Consider the following 16,782-nt stretch of genomic DNA (forward strand, 5'->3'; position numbering starts at 1 on the left):
CCGCCATCGCTACCCTCCAAGGCTTTGCCCGAGGGAATCACAATTGACGAATTACGCAACAGGCCCACAAGGGGAGAAGGGGCGGCATCGCTCGTGGCTGGGATCAACTCACTTCATCGCGCACTTGTCGTGGAAGCGATCCTGGTCGTTCTCCACGATGGTCGCGACCGTCTTCAGCGAGAGCTGGCCTTCGCCGTCCTTGACCACGTCCTGGAGGTAGAAGCTCTGCACCGGGATGTGGTTCTTGCCGTATTTGAACGGGCCGCGCAGCGACTTGAAGTTGGCCTTCTCCATCTCGGCCTTCATCGCGTCCTTCTTGCTGGTGTCGCCCTTCACCGCGACCACCGCACTGTTGATGAGCTGGGCCGCGTCATAGGCCTGGGCGCCGTAATAGGTCGGGCGCAGATTGGGGTATTTCTTGCGGTAGTCGGCGACGAAGCGCTTGTTCTGCTCGTTCGGGAGGTCGTTGACCCATTCCTGCGCGCCGGGAACGCCGAGCGCATTCTCCTTCTGGAGCGGCAGCGAGAGCTCGTCGACGGTGAAGGCGGTGTAGAGCGGCATCGTGCTCTTGAGGCCGGCCTGCGCATATTGATTGAGGAACTGCACGCCGGCCGCACCGGGATAGAACACGAAGATCGACTCGGCGCCCGAGGCGCGCGCCTTGGAGAGCTCGGCGGAGAAATCGAGCTGGCTCGGCCAGACCGTGTATTCCTCGCCCTTGACCTCACCCTTGAACGTGCTCTTCAGGCCCGCGAGCATGTCCTTGCCGGCCGCGTAGTTCGGCCCGATCAGGAACACGCTCTTGACGCCCTTCTGGTTCATGTAGAGGCCCATGGCGGCGGGCGTCTGGTCGTTCTGCCAGGAGGTCGAGAACACGTAAGGCGAGCACAGTTCGCCGGCGAGCTGCGACGGACCGGCATTGGCCGAGATCAGGAAGGTCTGCGAGTCCACCGCGGTCTTGAGCGAGGCCAAGAGCACGTTCGACCAGATGTAGCCGACGATGAAGTCGACCTTGTCGGACTGCACCAGCTTCTCGGTCTTCTGCTTGCCGACATCGGGCTTCTGCCCGTCATCCTCGTAGATCACCTCGACCGGCTTGCCGTCCATCTTGCGGCCGATGTGGTCGAGCGCGAGCTCGAAGGAATTGCGCATGTCGTTGCCGATCACGGCAGTCGGGCCGCTGAAGGTCGAAACGAAGCCGATCTTGATGGTGTCGCCGGCGAAAGCCTGATTTGCCAGTACCAGCGCCGCTGCGCCCGCCAGCCAGAATGCCGTCCTCATAACCACTCCCCTCCTTATTATTGATCCCGGAAACGGGGTGATCGCCGCCCCCGGGTCTGTCTCTATTGAACGCAAAATCTGTCGCGCCGCCAATGGCTCAGCGTCCGCCCCTGCACCATATTTCGCCCTAATCGAGGATGGCAAGAAATATAATTCTACTCACTTCGATCAAGGCTGCGGCGCTTTTTCGCGGGGTATGGCGATACGCCCAGCCTATGCCGCGATTGATGACGGCTATTGGACTACGGCGCCCAATGCGCACTTAGATGAAGGGAGAGCAGCAGCGAGATTCGAGGGTGCATCATGGCCGCAAATCCCCACCGCGTCGTCATCGTCGGAGCCGGCTTCGGCGGGCTGGAGGCGACCTACCGGCTTGCGGGCGCGCCGGTCGAGATCACGCTGATCGACCGCCGCAACCATCATCTGTTCCAGCCGCTGCTCTACCAGGTCGCGACCGCCTCGCTCGCGACCAACGAAATCGCCTGGCCGGTCCGGCACCTGATGCGCGACCGGCGCGAGGTGACGACCCTGTTTGCGACGGTGAGTGGCGTCGACGCCGACCGGCGCTGCGTGCTGATCGACGACGGCAGCGAGGTGCCCTACGACACGCTGGTGCTCGCCACCGGCGCGCGCCATGCTTATTTCGGCCATGACGAGTGGGAGCAGTTCGCCCCCGGCCTGAAGACGCTGGAAGACGCGACCACGCTGCGCCGTCACATCCTGGTGGCATTCGAGCGCGCCGAGCGCGAGACTGATCCGGCCAAGCGCGCGGCGCGGCTGACCTTCGTCATCGTCGGCGCCGGCCCGACCGGCGTCGAGCTCGCCGGCACCATCGCCGAAATGGCGCACCACACGCTCCCCGCCGACTTCCGCAACATCGACACCCACAAGGCACGCGTGGTGCTGATCGAGGCCGGACCGCGCGTGCTCGCGGGCTTCCCCGACGATCTCTCTGCCTATGCGCAGGCTTCGCTGGAAAAGATCGGCGTCGAGGTCGTGCTGGGCCAGGCCGTCACCGAGATCAACCGTGAGGGCGTCGTGTTCGGCGGCAAGCTGCTTGAGGCAAAGACACGAATCTGGGCCGCCGGCGTGCGCGCCTCGCCCGCCGCCGAATGGCTGGGCGCACCAAGCGATCGCGCCGGGCGCGTGGAGGTCGAAGACGATCTGACGATACCTGGTCATCCCGATATCTTTGCGATCGGCGACACCGTTGTGATCAACGCCTGGGAGGGTAAGCCAGTGCCCGGCATCGCGCCGGCCGCCAAGCAGCAGGGCCGTCACGTCGCCGAGACCATCAAGGCGCGCCTGCGTGGCGAGAGCAAAGGTGCATTCCGTTACAAGCACTCCGGTAGCCTCGCACAGATCGGCAAGCGGCTCGCCGTGATCGATTTCGGCAAGGTCAAACTGCGCGGCACCATCGCATGGTGGATCTGGGGCATCGCCCACATCTACTTCCTGATCGGCCTGCGCCACCGCCTCAGCGTCGCCCTGAGCTGGCTCTGGATCTACGCCCGCGACCAGCGCGCGGCGCGGCTGATCACGCAGGGGAGCAGCAAGGTGGCGTAGGGACGCTACCGTAGCGCGCTTTGCTTACCCTCCCCTGGAGGGGGAGGGTCGGCTCAGATGGAGCGCAGCGACATGCGAGACGGGGTGGGGTGACGGTCTCTCCGCATCGAACAGTGCCCGTGTTGAGAGATCACCCCACCCCGCTCGCGCTTCCCGCGATCGACCCTCCCCCTCCAGAGGAGGGTGAAGAGGCAACCGCAGCGACATCGCTACTTCACCAGTTCGCATCCGCCCTCCGCGAGCGGCCGGAACGCCTGGTCTGCGGGAATCGTCGAGACCAGCTTGTAATAGTCGTACGGATATTTCGACTCCTCCGGCTTCTTCACCTCGAACAGATACATGGGATGCACGACGCGGCCGTCCTGGCGGATCGTGGTGTCGCCGAACAGCTTGTCCTTACCCCTGAACTTCTTCATCTCGGGCACGGCGTCCTTCGCATTGTCGCTGCCGGTCGCGGCGACCGCGTTCAGATAAGCGAGCGTCGAGGCATAGACGCCGGCCTGGTTGCCGCTCGGCATCTTGCCGTTCATGCCGGGCCGCACAGCGAAGCGCTTTGCAAACGCGCGGGTGTCGTCGTTCATGTCCCAGTAAAATGCTTCCATGAGCTGGAGGCCCTGGGCAACCTTGATACCCATGCCGTGGACGTCGTTGATGAAGAGCAGGAAGGCGACGAGCTTCTGGCCGCCTTGCTGGATGCCGAACTCGGCGGCCTGCTTCACCGCGCTGATGGTGTCGCCGCCGGCATTGGCGAGGCCGATCACCTGCGCTTTCGAGCCCTGCGCCTGCAACAGGAAGGAGGCGAAGTCGGAAGTGCCGAGCGGATGTTTTGACGAGCCAAGCACCTTGCCGCCGTGCGCCTCGATGTATTTCTGCGCCTCCGCCTCGATGCCCTTGCCGAGCGCATAGTCGACCGTGAGGAAATACCAGTCCTTGCCGCCGCGCGACATCATCGCGGCCGCGGTGGTGTTGCCGGTCGCCCAGGCGTCGTTGACCCACTGGATCGTATTGGGCGAGCAGGCCTTGCCGGTGAGATCCGAGCTTGCGGTCGACGACGCCAGGAACGTCATGCGGCTGTCGCGCAAGAGCGTATTGATGGAAAGGCCGACGGCAGAGTTAGGGACGTCAACGATGGCATCGACGCCCTCGACATCGAGCCATTTGCGCGCGATCGCGTTGCCGACATCGGCCTTGTTCTGGTGGTCGGCATAGACGATCTCGACCTTGATGTTCTTGCCGCCGCCGTTGAAATCCTCCGCGGCCATGCGCGCGGCCTCGACCGACCCCATGCCGTTGGTATCCTGAAAGATGCCCGAGATGTCATTGAGCACGCCGACGCGCACGACATTGTCGGAGATCTCGGCGCTTGCCGCGCCGCTCATCAGGCTAGCCGCCAGCGCAAGCGTCCATTTCAGGTGTTTCATTGTTCCCTCCCCTATTTGTTTGGCAGCCGTTCGCGTCAGGCCGGCGTGATCGTCACCGGCAGGCTGTCGAGCCCGCGCAGCGTGTTGTTGAAGCGGCGTTTTGGTTCACCCGTGATCTCGATGCTGGCGACGCGACGGGCCAGTGCCGTGAGCATCGTCTCGCCTTCGAGCCGCGCCACGAGCTGACCGACGCACATGTGAATGCCGGAGCCGTAGCCGACATGGCCGGAGGTGCGGCGCGTGATGTCATAACTGTCTGCCTTGTCCCAGCGCCGCGGATCGCGATTGGCGGCGGCGAGGAACATCAGGACTTTCTCACCTTCGCCGATCGTCGCGCCCGACAGCTCGACATCGCGCGTCGTGGTGCGGAAGAACGTCTGCACCGGACTCTCGAACCGCACCGCTTCCTCGAAGGCGTTACGCGCCAGCGTGAGATCGCCACGCAAGCGCTGCCACTGCTCGGGGAAGCGCGCCAGGCAATAGACCGCCGCACCGATCCCGTTGACGGTGGTGTCGAGGCCGGCCGACAGCAGCGAGCGTACCAGCAGCGGCGCCTCGGTGGCCGTAATCGCGCCCTCGTCGACATGGGCGTGAATACACGCACCGATGCCGCCGGGCGTGAGATTGTCGCGCTGGCATTGGTCCGTAACGTAGGCCTGGTGCGGCGCCGAGCGCGCAATGGCTTCTTGGCGCAGTTCATTGGGTGGGCCGAACGCGTTGAACACCACGCTCGCGTAGGGGATGAGATGCTCGCGTCCCTCAGGCTTCAGCCCGAGCGCATCCGGGAAGATCGAGAGCGGATAGGCTTCCGCGAGATCCGTGATCGCGTCAAAACTGCGCTTGTCGAGCAGCACATCGACCCGTTCTTCAGCTGCCGCTGCAAAGCGGTCACGGAGGCCCTTCATGACGGTCGGCGACAGCACCTTCGAAAGCACGGCGCGGGTCCGCGTATGCGCGGGCGGATCGGCCTCGAGGATCAGGCTCGGCGGCCGCCACGGCGTCTCCTTCCTGAAATCGGAGAGGCCGACGCCGCGGCTGGAGCAGAACGTCGCGGGATCGTTCAGCACGGCGTGGACCTCGGCATAGCGTGCCACGCCATAGACGTTCCACTTGTCGAGATAGACGACAGGGCCAGCCTCCCGCAGCAGCTCGTGCGTGGGATAGGGGTCGGCGAAGAAATCCATTGCGAAGGGATCGACGTCGAGATGCGGGACGCCTGACGCAGGGGAGCCCGATGCGCTCATGAAAATCCTCCCTCATTTTGATCTTGTGAAAGGGCAGCGCTTGCCCTTAGGTCATCAGGCGCGCCGCTAGTGAGCCCGATATGCCGCCTTCGACCAGATCCCGCCAAAGACCTGCGACCGCCGAGGCGGGACCGACGCTCGACCTCGATCGTTACGTCCCGGCCTTCGTCACCTTCATCGCCAACAAGCTCTCGAACAGCGCGACCGCGTTCTACCAGCGAGAGTTCGGCGTCAACGTCACGGAATGGCGGATCATGTCGCTGCTGGCGATCGAGCCCGGCATTCCCGCCTCGCGGATCTGCCACGTCATTGGCTTCGACAAAGGCCCGGTGAGCCGGACGCTCGCGGGGCTGGAGAAGCGCGGACTGGTCTCGATTCGAACCGACCCGAACGACGGCCGCACCCATTCGATCTCGCTGACGGCGAAGGGCCGCGCCACCCATGACAAGGTGATCGTCGCGGCGTTCGAGCGCGAGCGGCGGCTGTTGTCCTGCCTGAGCAAAGACGAGCGCGAGGTGCTGATCGATCTGCTGCGCCGGCTGCACGAAAATCTCGGCGCAGTCACCGGCAGCAGCACCAGTTGACGCAGCGGGCGTGAGACGCGTGAGCCGCGTCGTGTTGCCGCCTTCAGGCATACGACGGCATTTACCCGCGGCCCCCTCTCTGCCGAACATCGTTTCCTCCAGGATCAGGCGCAGCGGTTCCCCCGCCGTCATCCTTGTCTGGAACGGTTCGCACAAATTAGTTGCTTAAGCAACAAAAGAATCATGCAGGATATTGCGGCAGAATGGCTGGCGTATTTTGCGAGCTGTTTCGCACCCTCTCCCCGTTCTTACGGGGAGAGGGTGGGGTGAGGGGCCTCTCTCCGCAAATGAGATGGCCGTGAGACCTGTACCCCCTCACCCGGATCGCAAGAGCGATCCGACCTCTCCCCGCAAGCGGGGAGAGGTGAAGGAGGCGCGAGCTCCGTTGTGATTGACGAACGGCTACAGACCGATCCACTCACCCGACGCATCATCATTCACCCGCGCCACCGCATCGGCCCGCCGCGTCAGCACGGCGCGCTGGTTGATGTAACCCTTGTCGGTGATCTCACCGCCATCGACCGACGGCGGCTCGGCGAGCAGCAGCGCGCGCGTAGCGTGGCCGGAGGAGTTGGCGCCCTGCTGTTTCAGCTTCGCCAGGCCCTGTGCGATCGCGGTCCTGACCTTGTCATCGCCAAGCACATCGTTCACGCCTGCCGTCTCGGGCAAGCCGGCATGGGTACGGCACATGGCCATGTTCGGGAACACCAGAAACCGCACCTCGTCGCCGCCATGGCCGGTGACGACGATATCCTGCGCCAACGGCGCCAGCGCGGCGATGCCGGCGACGCGCAGCGTACCGACGCTGACCCAGGTGCCGGAGTTGAGCTTGAAGTCCTCCGCGACGCGGCCGTCGAAGAACAACCCGCGCTCAGGCCGTTCCGCATCGGCAAGCTTCACGGCATCGCCGATCATATAGAAGCCCTCGTCGTCGAAAGCCTGCCTGGTCAGCTCCGGCGCCTTCCAGTAACCCGGCGTGACATTGGGGCCGCGCACCCGCACCTCCAGCTTGTCGCCCGACGTGACGAGCTTCAGCTCGGTGCCGGGAATGGGCACGCCGATATTGCCCGAGCGCTCCGCGAGGAAATGACAGTCGGTCGCCAGCGGCGACGTCTCGGTCGAGCCCCAGGCCGACACCATCGGCAGCGGACGACCAACAGTCTCCACCGAAAGCTGCTCGAGCGCGTCCCAGAGGTTCTGCGGCAGCGCGGCGCCGGCATAGAAGGCGAATTTCACTTCGCCGAAGAAACGGCGGCGCAGCTCCGCGTCGCCGCGCAGCGCTGCGATCAGCATGTCGAAACCGCGCGGCACGTTGAAATAGACCGTCGGCATCACGCTTTTCAGATTCGCGAGCGAGGTCGCGAACAGACCGGGCGCGGGCTTGCCGCCGTCGATATAGAGTGAACCGCCGTTGCGCAGCACCAGATTGAAATTATGGTTGGCGCCGAAGGTGTGGCTCCAGGGCAGCCAGTCGAGAATGACGAGATCGCCGCCGCCCGGTTCGAGAAACGTCCAGGTCTGCGCCTTGGCCTGCTGGCTCGAGGTCAGCATGCGCTGGGTGTTGATGACGGCTTTCGGCGTGCCGGTCGAGCCCGAGGTGAACAGGAATTTTGCGATCGTGTCCGGTGTTACCGTGGCGAGGGCTTTTGCGACGTCGCCCGTTTCGGGCGTCGCCGCGATGTCACGGAAGGCCAGCGCATCGGCATCGCCGGCATTGCCACTGATGATCTGCGCCTCGTGCAGCGGCTTAATCGCGGCGAGTGCAGCAGCAAACGGCTTTGTCGCGGAGACATAGATTGCGCCCGGCTGAAGCAGCGAGATCATGCTCTTGAGCTTGTCGAAATCCTTCGACATCAGCGAATAAGCCGGCGAGATCGCGGCCGAGGGAACGCCGACATGCTGGGCGGCCAGCGCAAGCAACGCGTGATCGATGCTGTTGTCGGAGAGGATGATGACGGGACGCTCGGCGCTGAGCTCTTGCGCCAAAATCCAGCTCGCCGCTGCGCGGACCCGCCGCAGGGCGCCCGCGTAGGTCATGGTGGCCCAGGGCGTGTCGGCGCTGTCACGCTCGGCGAGGAAGATCGTGTCAGGCGTCTGCCGCGCAAAATGCTCCAGCCAGTCGCCGATGCAGCGCGCGCCGTCGCGCAAGGGTTCTGGCGAGCGCAGCACGATGCTGCCGTCGGCGCGATGCTCGGCGACGGTCTTGGGCGTTGCGAACAGGCTCGAAGCGTCACCGCGTGCGGCGGTTGTCATGGTTTCCTCCTCGCCCTGGACGTCCGGATCGGCTGCAGCCTCGTTCCGGGCCGCTTTGGCCATATTGTTGGGCACGGCAATTGTTGTCGTCAACAACAATCTTCCGCGAGGGCCTTCGGAGCGCTAAGCTTGCACGGCAGGAGAGATCACGTGACAGCCAGCGCAGCCCGAACTGAGCCCCGCCCCGCCCCACGCAAGCGTGCCGGCAACGGCGCGGCGCGGCCGAACGACGCGGACGAGATCGGCCTCGACGCCCTGGTCGGGCACGCCGGTTATGCGGTGCGGCGTTTCCAGATCTGGATCTTTCAGGACTTCATCAAGACGCTCGGCGAGGTCGACATCAAGCCGACGCAGTATTCCGTGCTGACGGTCATCGGCGCCAATCCGGGCCTGTCCCAGATGGCGGTAGCGAAGCGGCTCGGCATCGAGCGCGCCCGGCTGGTGCATCTGCTCGACAGCCTCGAACAGCGCAAGCTGGTGAAGCGGGTCAAGTCGAAGGCGGACCGCCGCTCCCACGCGCTGCACCTCACCGCACCGGGGGAGACGGCGCTGGCAAAGTTCAAGCGCCTCGCTGCCGAGCACGAGCGGCATGTCGTGGAGAAGATCGGCAAGGAGAACAGGGAGCGCCTGCTCCAGATCCTCGCCGGCTTCACCTGATCGACGCTGCCTAATATTTACGCAAATGCCCGTATCAGGGCGCTGGCACGACCGCCCAACAATCCTCGAAATATCTTACAAGCCACTGATCCCTCGATAATATCCGAGACCTAACGCCTGCCCGGATTGTGTACACAATGGCACATCGCTTGCTTCAATCCGGGTAAGACCTGTTGCCGGAGTTTTGTCACCATGGGGGCTGAGCAGCCTGAAACGATCGCCGCGATTGTGGCTGCGCATCGCGCGGGCACGATCACGCCTGCGCAGACCGTCGCGCGAACCTATCAGCGCATCCGCGATCACAACGATCCCGCGATCTTCATCAGCCTGCGCGACGAGAAGGACGCGATCGCAGAAGCCGAGAAGCTTGCCGCAAGGGATGCCACCAGCCTGCCGCTCTACGGCGTGCCGGTTGCGGTGAAGGACAATATCGACGCGCTGGGATTTCCGACCACCGCGGCCTGCCCGGCCTTCTCATATACGCCGATGCATGATTCGACCGCGGTGGAACGCCTGCGTGCGGCCGGCGCGATCATCATCGGCAAGACCAATCTCGACCAGTTTGCCACCGGCCTCGTCGGCGTGCGCTCGCCTTACGGCATCCCCAAAAACTCGATCCGCGAGGATCTCATTCCCGGCGGCTCGAGCTCGGGCTCGGCGGTCGCCGTCGGCGCCGGACTCGTGCCGCTGTCGCTGGGCACGGACACCGCCGGGAGCGGCCGGGTGCCGGCGATGCTCAACAACATCGTCGGCCTGAAGCCGAGCCTCGGCATGATCTCGAATGCGGGCCTGGTGCCGGCCTGCCGCACGCTCGACTGCATCTCGGTATTCGCTCTGACCGTCGACGACGCCGCGCTGGCACTCTCCGTGATGGCGGGTCCAGACCAGGCCGACCCATTCTCGCGCGACCGGCCGCTGGGCGCGATCACGCCGTTCCTCGCGAATTTGCGCCTCGGCGTGCCCCGCAACGGACAGCTGATCTTCTTCGGCGACAGGAAGGCGGAAGCGGCTTACGGCGATGCGCTGAAGCGCTGGACCGCGCTCGGCGCTGAGCTGGTCGAGTTCGACCTCGAGCCGTTCTACGAGACGGCGCGGCTGCTCTATGAGGGGCCGTGGGTCGCCGAGCGTTATCTCGTGATCAAGGATCTGCTGGCGTCCGCGCCTGATTCGATTCATCCGGTGACGCGCGAGATCACCGCGGCCGGCGCGCGGCTGACCGCTGCGGACACCTTCTCTGCGCTCTACCGCCTGCAGGGCCTGCGCAAGATCGCCGAGCGGACGTTTGCCAGCATCGACGCGCTGGTGTTGCCGACGGCGCCGACGGCGTACACGACCGCGCAGGTGCTGGCCAATCCAATCGAGCTCAACAGCCGGCTCGGCACCTACACCAATTTCGTCAACCTCCTCGATCTCTGCGGCCTCGCGGTCCCGGCGTCGATGCGCGCGGACGGCATTCCGTTCGGCATCACGCTGCTCGCGCCCGCAGGACGCGATGCGATGCTCGCGAGCATCGGCCGCGTCTTCCATACCGACACCAAGCTGACGGTGGGCGCCAAGGACGCTACACAAGCACCGCTGGCGCCGCTTGCCGCAAGGAGCAGCGACGAGATTCCGATCGCAGTGGTCGGCGCTCACCTGTCCGGCATGGCGCTGAACGGCGAATTGAAGGCGCTCAACGGAAAGCTTATCGAAGCGACCAAGACCGCGCCCGACTACAAGCTCTACGCGCTCCAGACCACGCCGCCGAAGCCCGGCATGCTGCGCGTGGAAGCAGGCAAGGGCGCGGCGATCGAACTGGAGATCTGGTCGCTGTCGTCGTCGGCTTTCGGCAAGTTCGTGAATGCGATTCCAGCGCCGATGGCAATCGGCACAATCAGGCTTGCGGATGGCCGCAGCGTGAAGGGCTTTCTCGTCGAGCCGGAGGTGCTGGGCGAGGCGCGCGACATCACGGCGTATGGGGGATGGCGCGCGTATATGAAGGAAGTCGCGGCGATATAGGTCTCGTAGGGTGGGCAAAGCGTAGCGTGCCCACCATCACAGCGGTTAGGAAAGACGTGGGCACGGCGCTTTGCGCCTTTGCCCACCCTACGGTACCGCGTGCGCAGCTCTAAACCGACACCGCGTAAATCTCATACTCCCCGCGCACCAGTTCGATATGGGCGCGCATGGCGGCCGCCGCGCCCTGCTTGTCGCCGCGCATGATGGCGACGACGACGCGGTCGTGCTCGGCTTGCGACTTTGCCAATCGGCCGAGATTGCGGAACTGGGCGCGGCGGAACGGTTGCACGCGGACGCGGGTCGCCAGCGTGATCTCGGCGATGTAGCCGTTCTGCGATCCCGCATAGATCGCGTTGTGGAAGCGCTCGTTGACCTCGTGGAAGCGATCGGGATTGCCGGCGTAGCTGAGGACGCGCAGCTCTTCGTGGACGGCTTCGAGACCGTGGCGCTCGGCAGCGGACATGCGCTCGGCGGCAAGGCCCGCGCACAGCGCCTCGAGCTCAGCCATCGCCTCGAACATGCCCTTGAGACGCTCGACCGAGGGCTGCGCCACCACCGCGCCGCGATGGGCGCGCGATTCGACGAGGCCGCTCGCCACCAGCTGGCGCAACGCCTCGCGGACCGGCGTGCGCGAGACGCTGAAGCGCCGCGCGATGTCGGTTTCATCAAGCGGCGCGCCGGGGGCCAGGGTTCCGCGTACGATCTCGTCGGCGAGTTGAAGCCGCAATTCCTCGGCGCGCGTGATCTTGTGCACGCTGGGCTGCGCCCGGTCGACGCGCGGCACCACCGGCTCGGCCGGCAATAATCCCTGCGGAAGATCGTCAAGCGTCATACGATCAGGTCTCTTTCGACTCGTCGATGATGCTGACATGGGCGGCGACGACGCGCCAGCCCTCCGGGAAGCGAATCCAGGTCTGCATCTGCCGGCCGACCTTGCCGGGAGCCGTGTCGCGATAGAACAGGGTGGAGGCCACGGCCGTGTCGCGGCCATAGCTGGTGATCACGGTTTTCGCGGTGCGGCGGTTGAGGCCCACCGGCGAGCGCCCGGCGCGGAAGCCGGAGATCGCCTCATAGCCGTAGAGGTTCTCGCCGATGCCGTAGCGCAGCGTGCGGGGATCGTTGCGGAAGAGCTCGCCGAGCACGGCGACGTCGTTGGTGATCAGCGCCTGCTCATAGCGCTCGAACGCGGCCTTCACTTCCGCGATCACCTCGGGGAGATCGATCTCCATCTTAAATTCCTCTCAAGTCCCCTTTTATAGTCCCCTTGGCGACGGCGCGGATACCACGCCCATCTTCTCCAATGCGTACGCGACGCGCAGCGCGATGTCCTCGCGCCAGGGCGCGGCGATGATCTGCACGCCGATCGGCAACGGCTCGAGCGGCACCGGCACGGCGACCACCGGCAATCCGATGAACGAGATCGGCTGGGTGTGGATGCCGATATTGGCGCGAACCGGCAACTCGACGCCGTCGAGTGTGAAATTCACCTGGCCAAGCTTCGGCGCGGTACAAGGCGTGGCCGGTGCAATCAGCACGTCGACGGATTTGAAGATCTCGGCAAGCTGCACGCGATACCAGCGGCGGAATTTCTGCGCGCGGTCGACCAAGGGCGCGGGCACCATCGCGCCGGCAATCAGCCGGTCACGCACGGCGGGATCGAAATCGTTCGGGCGCTTGCGCAGGCGATCGAGATGCAGCGAGGCGCCTTCGGTGGTGGTGATGACATAGGCCGCCGCGCGGGCGCGCGAGGCTTCGGGCACGTCAACGATCTTCGTCGCGCCGAGTGCCTTGGCGACGCGGCTGACGGCTTCGACGGCCTCGGGAAACAGGTTCTTCTGAAAGTGCCCGCCGGCAATCGCGATGCGCAGGTCCGACACCGGATTGGCGAGCAGCGGCAGCGTCGGCTCCAGGCCACGCGTGGTGCAGGCGGCATCATCCGCATCCCCCCCCTGCATCACGTCATAGGCGAGCGCGAGATCGGTCGCCGAGCGCGCGAACGGGCCGAGATGATCGAGGCTCGCGACGAACGGGAACGAGCGCGCGCGCGACAGCCGGCCATAGGTCGGCTTCAAGCCAAAGATGCCGCAGAAGGAGGACGGCACGCGGATCGAACCATTGGTGTCCGAGCCGAGCGCGATCGGCACCAGCGCGCCGCCGACGGCGCTCCCCGAACCACCAGACGAGCCGCCGGTCATCCGGGTCGTGTCATGCGGATTGCGCGAGGGACCGTCATGGACGTTCTCGCCGGTGAAGTCGTAAGCGTATTCGCCCATGTTGAGCGCGCCGACGAGCACGGCGCCGGCGGCCTCAATCCGCTCGATCAGCGTAGCGTCGCGCTTGGCAGGCGCGAGGTCACGATTGATCTTCGAGCCGGCCCGCGTCGGAAGCCCCGCGACGTCGAACAGGTTCTTCACCGCGAAAGGAACACCGGCGAGCGGGCCGATCTCCTTGCCGGCAGCAATGTCGGCATCAACAGCGCGCGCCTTCGCACGGGCGCGCTCGGCGGTGACGTCGGTAAAGGAGTTGAGGACGCCATCGTGCTGCTTGATACGCGCAAGAGCTGCGTCGGTGGCATCGAGTGCCGACATCTTGCCGCCGGCCACAGCCTTGGCGATGTCCGCAGCCGTCATCTCTGGCTTGGTGGTCATGGCGGGATCAGACCGTGAAGATCGGCGCTGGCTCGGTCTCGTCCGGCAGCGCGAATTCGTCGACCAGTCGGCCAAGCCGGAGCGAGACTTCGAGATTGGCGCGCACCGCCGGCCTCCAGGCCTCCTCGACCGGCAGCGCCAGCGCTTTCGATACGGCGTCGATATAGTTGTCCAGCGGTTCGGCCATCACGCTCCCAAACAATCTCTCAGTGTACCTGCAACGGCGGATGCGGGATCGCCGTCAGCAGCTCCTTGGTGTAGTCGTCCTGCGGATCGCTGAGGACTTTTTCGGAAGAGCCCTCTTCGACGATTCGACCTGTCCGCATGACAATGACACGATCGCACAACAAGCGCACTACGTTCAAATCATGCGAGACGAACAGATAACTCATACCTAAGCGCGCTTTCAGGTCCTGAAGCAGATTGAGGACCACGGCCTGGACCGAGACGTCCAGCGCCGCGGTCGGCTCGTCCAGGATGACGAGTTTTGGATGCAGCGCGATGGCGCGCGCAATGCCGACGCGGGCCTTCTGGCCGCCGGAAAGCTGGTGCGGAAACCGATCCAGCAGATTGTGCGGCAGCCCGACCATGGTCGCGAGTTCCTCGCAGCGCGTGCGCAGCGCATCGCGGCCCCTGATGTCGCCGAGCTGCATGATGGGGTCGGCGATGGCGCGGGCGGCGGTAAAGCGCGGGTTGAGGCTGTCGGTCGGGTCCTGGAACACCATCTGGATGCGGCTGCGTTGCGGCAGCCGGGCGAAGGAGGCAGGCGCGATGGCGCCGATGTCCTCGCCGTCGAACTGGATCAGGCCGGAGGTCTGGTCCAGTAGGCGCATCACCATCATCGACGTCGTCGATTTGCCGCAACCGGATTCGCCGACCAGGCCGACGCTCTCGCCATGGCCGATGGAGAGGCTGATGCCGTCGACCGCGCGGAACACGTCGGGCTCGACTGGCGGCTTGCGGCCGAACAGTTTGCCGAGCGTGGCGGTGGCACCCTGACGAGGATATTCCTTGACCAGCTTTTCGACGAGGAGGAGGGGCTTCTGGCTCTCTGCGGCGGCGGCCGGGGCCGGCTCCGCGGGGGCGGCGGGTTCCGCGCCCTCCTCCTCCGGCAGCAGATCGCGCAAGCTCACACCAAGCCGCGGCGTCGCGCGCATCAGCTTCTTGGTGTAGGGGTGCTGCGGGTTGGCGAAGATGTCGGCGGCCTTGGCGGTCTCGACGACGCGACCCTTCTCCATCACGACGACGCGGTCACAATAGGCGGCCGCAAGGCCGAGGTCGTGCGTGATCAGGATGGTCGACATCGCCTTGCGTTTTGTCAGCTCGACGATCAGGTCCATCACCGCCTTCTGGGTGGTGACGTCGAGGCCGGTGGTCGGCTCGTCCGCGATCAGGAGCTGCGGATTGCAGGCGAGCGCGAGCGCGATGACGACGCGCTGGCACATGCCGCCTGACAGCTCGAACGGATAGGCGTGGTAGCGCTCGCGCGGGCGGGCGATCTTGACCTGCTCCAGCGCCTCGATCGCCTTTTCTCCGTGGTCCGAGACCGTGGCCTGCTGCACGTGGGTGCGCAGCACGTCCTCGATCTGGTCACCCACTTTCCGGATCGGGTTCAGGGCCGCGCGCGGGTTCTGGAAGATCATCGAGACTTCGCGGCCGCGCAGATCGCGCATCTGGTCTTCGGTGGCCGCCCTGACGTCGATGCCGGAGAACATCACCGAGCCCTCGGCGATCCGCCCCGCCCGATCGAGGATGCGCATCACCGCATAGGACGTCACCGACTTGCCGGAGCCGGACTCGCCGACGATGGCGAGCGTCTCGCCCTTGGCGACGGAGATGTTGACGTGCTGGACGGCTTTGACGATGCCGCGGCGGGTGGTGAATTCGACCGTGAGATCCCTGACGTCGAGCAGGGGCTGGGCGGTCATGAGGGCCTCCCGATCAAAAAAGTAGAAAACAACCCCATGCACAGTAGAGATGTGCTTGATTCAACTAAGAAACTTTTTGGAGAATTTTGGCGTGAGGCGGACCCGGCCCTCTCATTCCCTCCCCCCTTGCGGGGGAGGGGCAGGGAGAGGGGTAGCCACGAACTCAGATCTCGCTTGGGGCTACCCCTCTCCCATAGCCGAAGCTTCGCTTCGGCGTTGACTAAGAGGACGGCCGCCGAAGGTGGCCTGTGCCTCCCCCGCAAGGGGGGAGGGAGCGCAGCTGCGAGCTTGGAAACAGCCATCACGTCCTCCGCTGCGGGTCGACGATGTCGCGGAGGCCGTCGCCGAGGAGGTTGAAGCAGAACACGGCGATCATCAGCGCAAGGCCCGGGAACAGCGCGATCCACCATTCCCCTGACACCATGAAGCCCGCGCCTTCGGCAACCATGATGCCCCACTCGGCTGTCGGCGGACGGACGCCGAGGCCGATGAAGGACAGGCCGGCGGCATTGAGGATGGCGTAGCCCATGGTCAGCGACATCTGCACGATCATGATCGGCATGATGTTCGGCAAGATGTGCACCAGCAGGATGCGGAGTTCGCCGTTACCGGACAGGCGTGCGGCCTGCACGAAGCCGGCATTGCGGCGGACGTTGGCTTCGGCGCGGGCGACGCGGGCGTAGAGCGGGAAGTTCACGATGGCCGTGGCCAGGATGATGTTCTGCACGGTGTTGCCGAGCGCGGCGACGATGCCCATCGCCAGCACGAACAGCGGAAACGCCATGATGGTGTCCGCGATGCGGCCGACAATGCGATCGGTCCATCCGCCGAAATAGCCCGCTGCGATGCCGGCAAGGCCGCCCATCAGGAACACCAGCACCACGGAGGCGATCGCGATGAACGTATCGAGCCGCGTCGCAACCACGACGCGGCTGAAAATGTCGCGGCCCAATTGATCGGTGCCGAACCAATGCGCGGCCGAGGGCGGCTTCAGTGCAGCGGCCGTGTCGGAGGCCAGCGGATCATACGGCACCACATAGGGACCGAAGATCGCGGCAATCAGGATCACGATCAGCAGCGCAAAGGCAAAGCCGGTGACCTTGTTCTCGCTGAGAACGTAGCGGGTCTGTTCGAGGATCGCAGTGAGGCCCGACGTTCGCGCGGGGCCGACAGGTTCAACAGCAGGCGCAACCGAACTCATG

The 16,782-nt window shown here is 65.1% G+C and carries 14 protein-coding genes; 4 read left to right on the plus strand and 10 right to left on the minus strand.

Going from position 1 to position 16,782, the window contains the following annotated elements; genetic code table 11:
* Positions 1-108: 108 nt before the first annotated feature.
* Complete coding sequence (locus tag AC5ZFO_RS14480; protein WP_028148067.1) at positions 109-1,281, minus strand: ABC transporter substrate-binding protein; 1,173 nt, start codon at positions 1,279-1,281, stop codon at positions 109-111.
* 303 nt (positions 1,282-1,584) lie between these two features.
* On the opposite strand from AC5ZFO_RS14480, the gene AC5ZFO_RS14485 reads away from it, so the two are divergent.
* Positions 1,585-2,847 (plus strand): NAD(P)/FAD-dependent oxidoreductase, encoded by a 1,263-nt coding sequence (locus AC5ZFO_RS14485; protein WP_282522429.1) that lies wholly within the window; start codon positions 1,585-1,587, stop codon positions 2,845-2,847.
* A gap of 209 nt (positions 2,848-3,056) precedes the next feature.
* Here AC5ZFO_RS14485 and AC5ZFO_RS14490 read toward each other — a convergent pair whose 3' ends face one another.
* The gene (locus AC5ZFO_RS14490) at positions 3,057-4,268 is read right to left on the minus strand and encodes an ABC transporter substrate-binding protein (protein ID WP_282522430.1); all 1,212 of its coding nucleotides are present in this window, start codon (positions 4,266-4,268) and stop codon (positions 3,057-3,059) included.
* Between the two features lie 35 nt (positions 4,269-4,303).
* Entirely contained in the window at positions 4,304-5,512 is a 1,209-nt protein-coding gene (locus AC5ZFO_RS14495) for a cytochrome P450 (RefSeq protein ID WP_496122186.1), read from the minus strand.
* Positions 5,513-5,592: 80 nt separating this feature from the next.
* Here AC5ZFO_RS14495 and AC5ZFO_RS14500 point away from each other — a divergent pair, with 80 nt between their 5' ends.
* Positions 5,593-6,096 carry a MarR family winged helix-turn-helix transcriptional regulator gene (locus AC5ZFO_RS14500; RefSeq protein ID WP_282522432.1) on the plus strand — a complete coding sequence of 168 codons (504 nt, stop codon included), beginning with the start codon at positions 5,593-5,595 and terminating at the stop codon, positions 6,094-6,096.
* 402 nt (positions 6,097-6,498) lie between these two features.
* On the opposite strand, the gene AC5ZFO_RS14505 is transcribed toward AC5ZFO_RS14500, so the two are convergent.
* The gene (locus AC5ZFO_RS14505) at positions 6,499-8,349 is read right to left on the minus strand and encodes a feruloyl-CoA synthase (RefSeq protein WP_282522433.1); all 1,851 of its coding nucleotides are present in this window, start codon (positions 8,347-8,349) and stop codon (positions 6,499-6,501) included.
* 150 nt (positions 8,350-8,499) lie between these two features.
* Between AC5ZFO_RS14505 and AC5ZFO_RS14510 the strand changes: the two genes are divergently transcribed.
* Positions 8,500-9,006, plus strand: a complete 507-nt coding sequence (locus AC5ZFO_RS14510; RefSeq protein WP_282522434.1) for a MarR family winged helix-turn-helix transcriptional regulator — start codon at positions 8,500-8,502, stop codon at positions 9,004-9,006.
* A gap of 192 nt (positions 9,007-9,198) precedes the next feature.
* Positions 9,199-11,004 (plus strand): allophanate hydrolase, encoded by a 1,806-nt coding sequence (gene atzF, locus AC5ZFO_RS14515; RefSeq protein WP_496122187.1) that lies wholly within the window; start codon positions 9,199-9,201, stop codon positions 11,002-11,004.
* A 109-nt stretch (positions 11,005-11,113) separates the two neighbouring features.
* Here the strand turns inward: atzF and AC5ZFO_RS14520 are convergent, their stop codons facing one another.
* The 6 genes from AC5ZFO_RS14520 to AC5ZFO_RS14545 all read right to left on the minus strand — a co-directional run bounded on the left by AC5ZFO_RS14520 (position 11,114) and on the right by AC5ZFO_RS14545 (position 16,781).
* Positions 11,114-11,836 (minus strand): GntR family transcriptional regulator, encoded by a 723-nt coding sequence (locus AC5ZFO_RS14520; protein ID WP_282522436.1) that lies wholly within the window; start codon positions 11,834-11,836, stop codon positions 11,114-11,116.
* Between the two features lie 4 nt (positions 11,837-11,840).
* Positions 11,841-12,233: an oxalurate catabolism protein HpxZ gene (hpxZ, locus tag AC5ZFO_RS14525; protein WP_014491241.1), complete on the minus strand. Its 393-nt coding sequence runs from the start codon at positions 12,231-12,233 to the stop codon at positions 11,841-11,843.
* Between the two features lie 24 nt (positions 12,234-12,257).
* Positions 12,258-13,652: an AtzE family amidohydrolase gene (locus AC5ZFO_RS14530; RefSeq protein WP_496122188.1), complete on the minus strand. Its 1,395-nt coding sequence runs from the start codon at positions 13,650-13,652 to the stop codon at positions 12,258-12,260.
* A gap of 7 nt (positions 13,653-13,659) precedes the next feature.
* The gene (locus tag AC5ZFO_RS14535) at positions 13,660-13,839 is read right to left on the minus strand and encodes a DUF4089 domain-containing protein (RefSeq protein WP_282522438.1); all 180 of its coding nucleotides are present in this window, start codon (positions 13,837-13,839) and stop codon (positions 13,660-13,662) included.
* A 19-nt stretch (positions 13,840-13,858) separates the two neighbouring features.
* On the minus strand, positions 13,859-15,580 hold the full coding sequence (locus AC5ZFO_RS14540; RefSeq protein WP_496122189.1) for a dipeptide ABC transporter ATP-binding protein: 1,722 nt from the start codon (positions 15,578-15,580) through the stop codon (positions 13,859-13,861).
* Between the two features lie 301 nt (positions 15,581-15,881).
* A complete protein-coding gene (locus AC5ZFO_RS14545; RefSeq protein ID WP_282522440.1) occupies positions 15,882-16,781 on the minus strand; it encodes an ABC transporter permease in 900 nt (299 codons plus the stop codon).
* Position 16,782: the final 1 nt, after the last annotated feature.

The organism is Bradyrhizobium sp. Unk1 (assembly GCF_059512345.1).

What these genes read in the sequence shown, in the direction of transcription:
- AC5ZFO_RS14480 (WP_028148067.1), bottom strand. Translation starts at nt 1,281, where the DNA reads ATGAGGACGGCATTCTGGCTGGCGGGCGCAGCGGCGCTGGTACTGGCA.
- AC5ZFO_RS14485 (WP_282522429.1), top strand. Translation starts at nt 1,585, where the DNA reads ATGGCCGCAAATCCCCACCGCGTCGTCATCGTCGGAGCCGGCTTCGGC.
- AC5ZFO_RS14490 (WP_282522430.1), bottom strand. Translation starts at nt 4,268, where the DNA reads ATGAAACACCTGAAATGGACGCTTGCGCTGGCGGCTAGCCTGATGAGC.
- AC5ZFO_RS14495 (WP_496122186.1), bottom strand. Translation starts at nt 5,512, where the DNA reads ATGAGCGCATCGGGCTCCCCTGCGTCAGGCGTCCCGCATCTCGACGTC.
- AC5ZFO_RS14500 (WP_282522432.1), top strand. Translation starts at nt 5,593, where the DNA reads ATGCCGCCTTCGACCAGATCCCGCCAAAGACCTGCGACCGCCGAGGCG.
- AC5ZFO_RS14505 (WP_282522433.1), bottom strand. Translation starts at nt 8,349, where the DNA reads ATGACAACCGCCGCACGCGGTGACGCTTCGAGCCTGTTCGCAACGCCC.
- atzF (WP_496122187.1), top strand. Translation starts at nt 9,199, where the DNA reads ATGGGGGCTGAGCAGCCTGAAACGATCGCCGCGATTGTGGCTGCGCAT.
- AC5ZFO_RS14520 (WP_282522436.1), bottom strand. Translation starts at nt 11,836, where the DNA reads ATGACGCTTGACGATCTTCCGCAGGGATTATTGCCGGCCGAGCCGGTG.
- hpxZ (WP_014491241.1), bottom strand. Translation starts at nt 12,233, where the DNA reads ATGGAGATCGATCTCCCCGAGGTGATCGCGGAAGTGAAGGCCGCGTTC.
- AC5ZFO_RS14530 (WP_496122188.1), bottom strand. Translation starts at nt 13,652, where the DNA reads ATGACCACCAAGCCAGAGATGACGGCTGCGGACATCGCCAAGGCTGTG.
- AC5ZFO_RS14535 (WP_282522438.1), bottom strand. Translation starts at nt 13,839, where the DNA reads ATGGCCGAACCGCTGGACAACTATATCGACGCCGTATCGAAAGCGCTG.
- AC5ZFO_RS14540 (WP_496122189.1), bottom strand. Translation starts at nt 15,580, where the DNA reads ATGACCGCCCAGCCCCTGCTCGACGTCAGGGATCTCACGGTCGAATTC.
- AC5ZFO_RS14545 (WP_282522440.1), bottom strand. Translation starts at nt 16,781, where the DNA reads ATGAGTTCGGTTGCGCCTGCTGTTGAACCTGTCGGCCCCGCGCGAACG.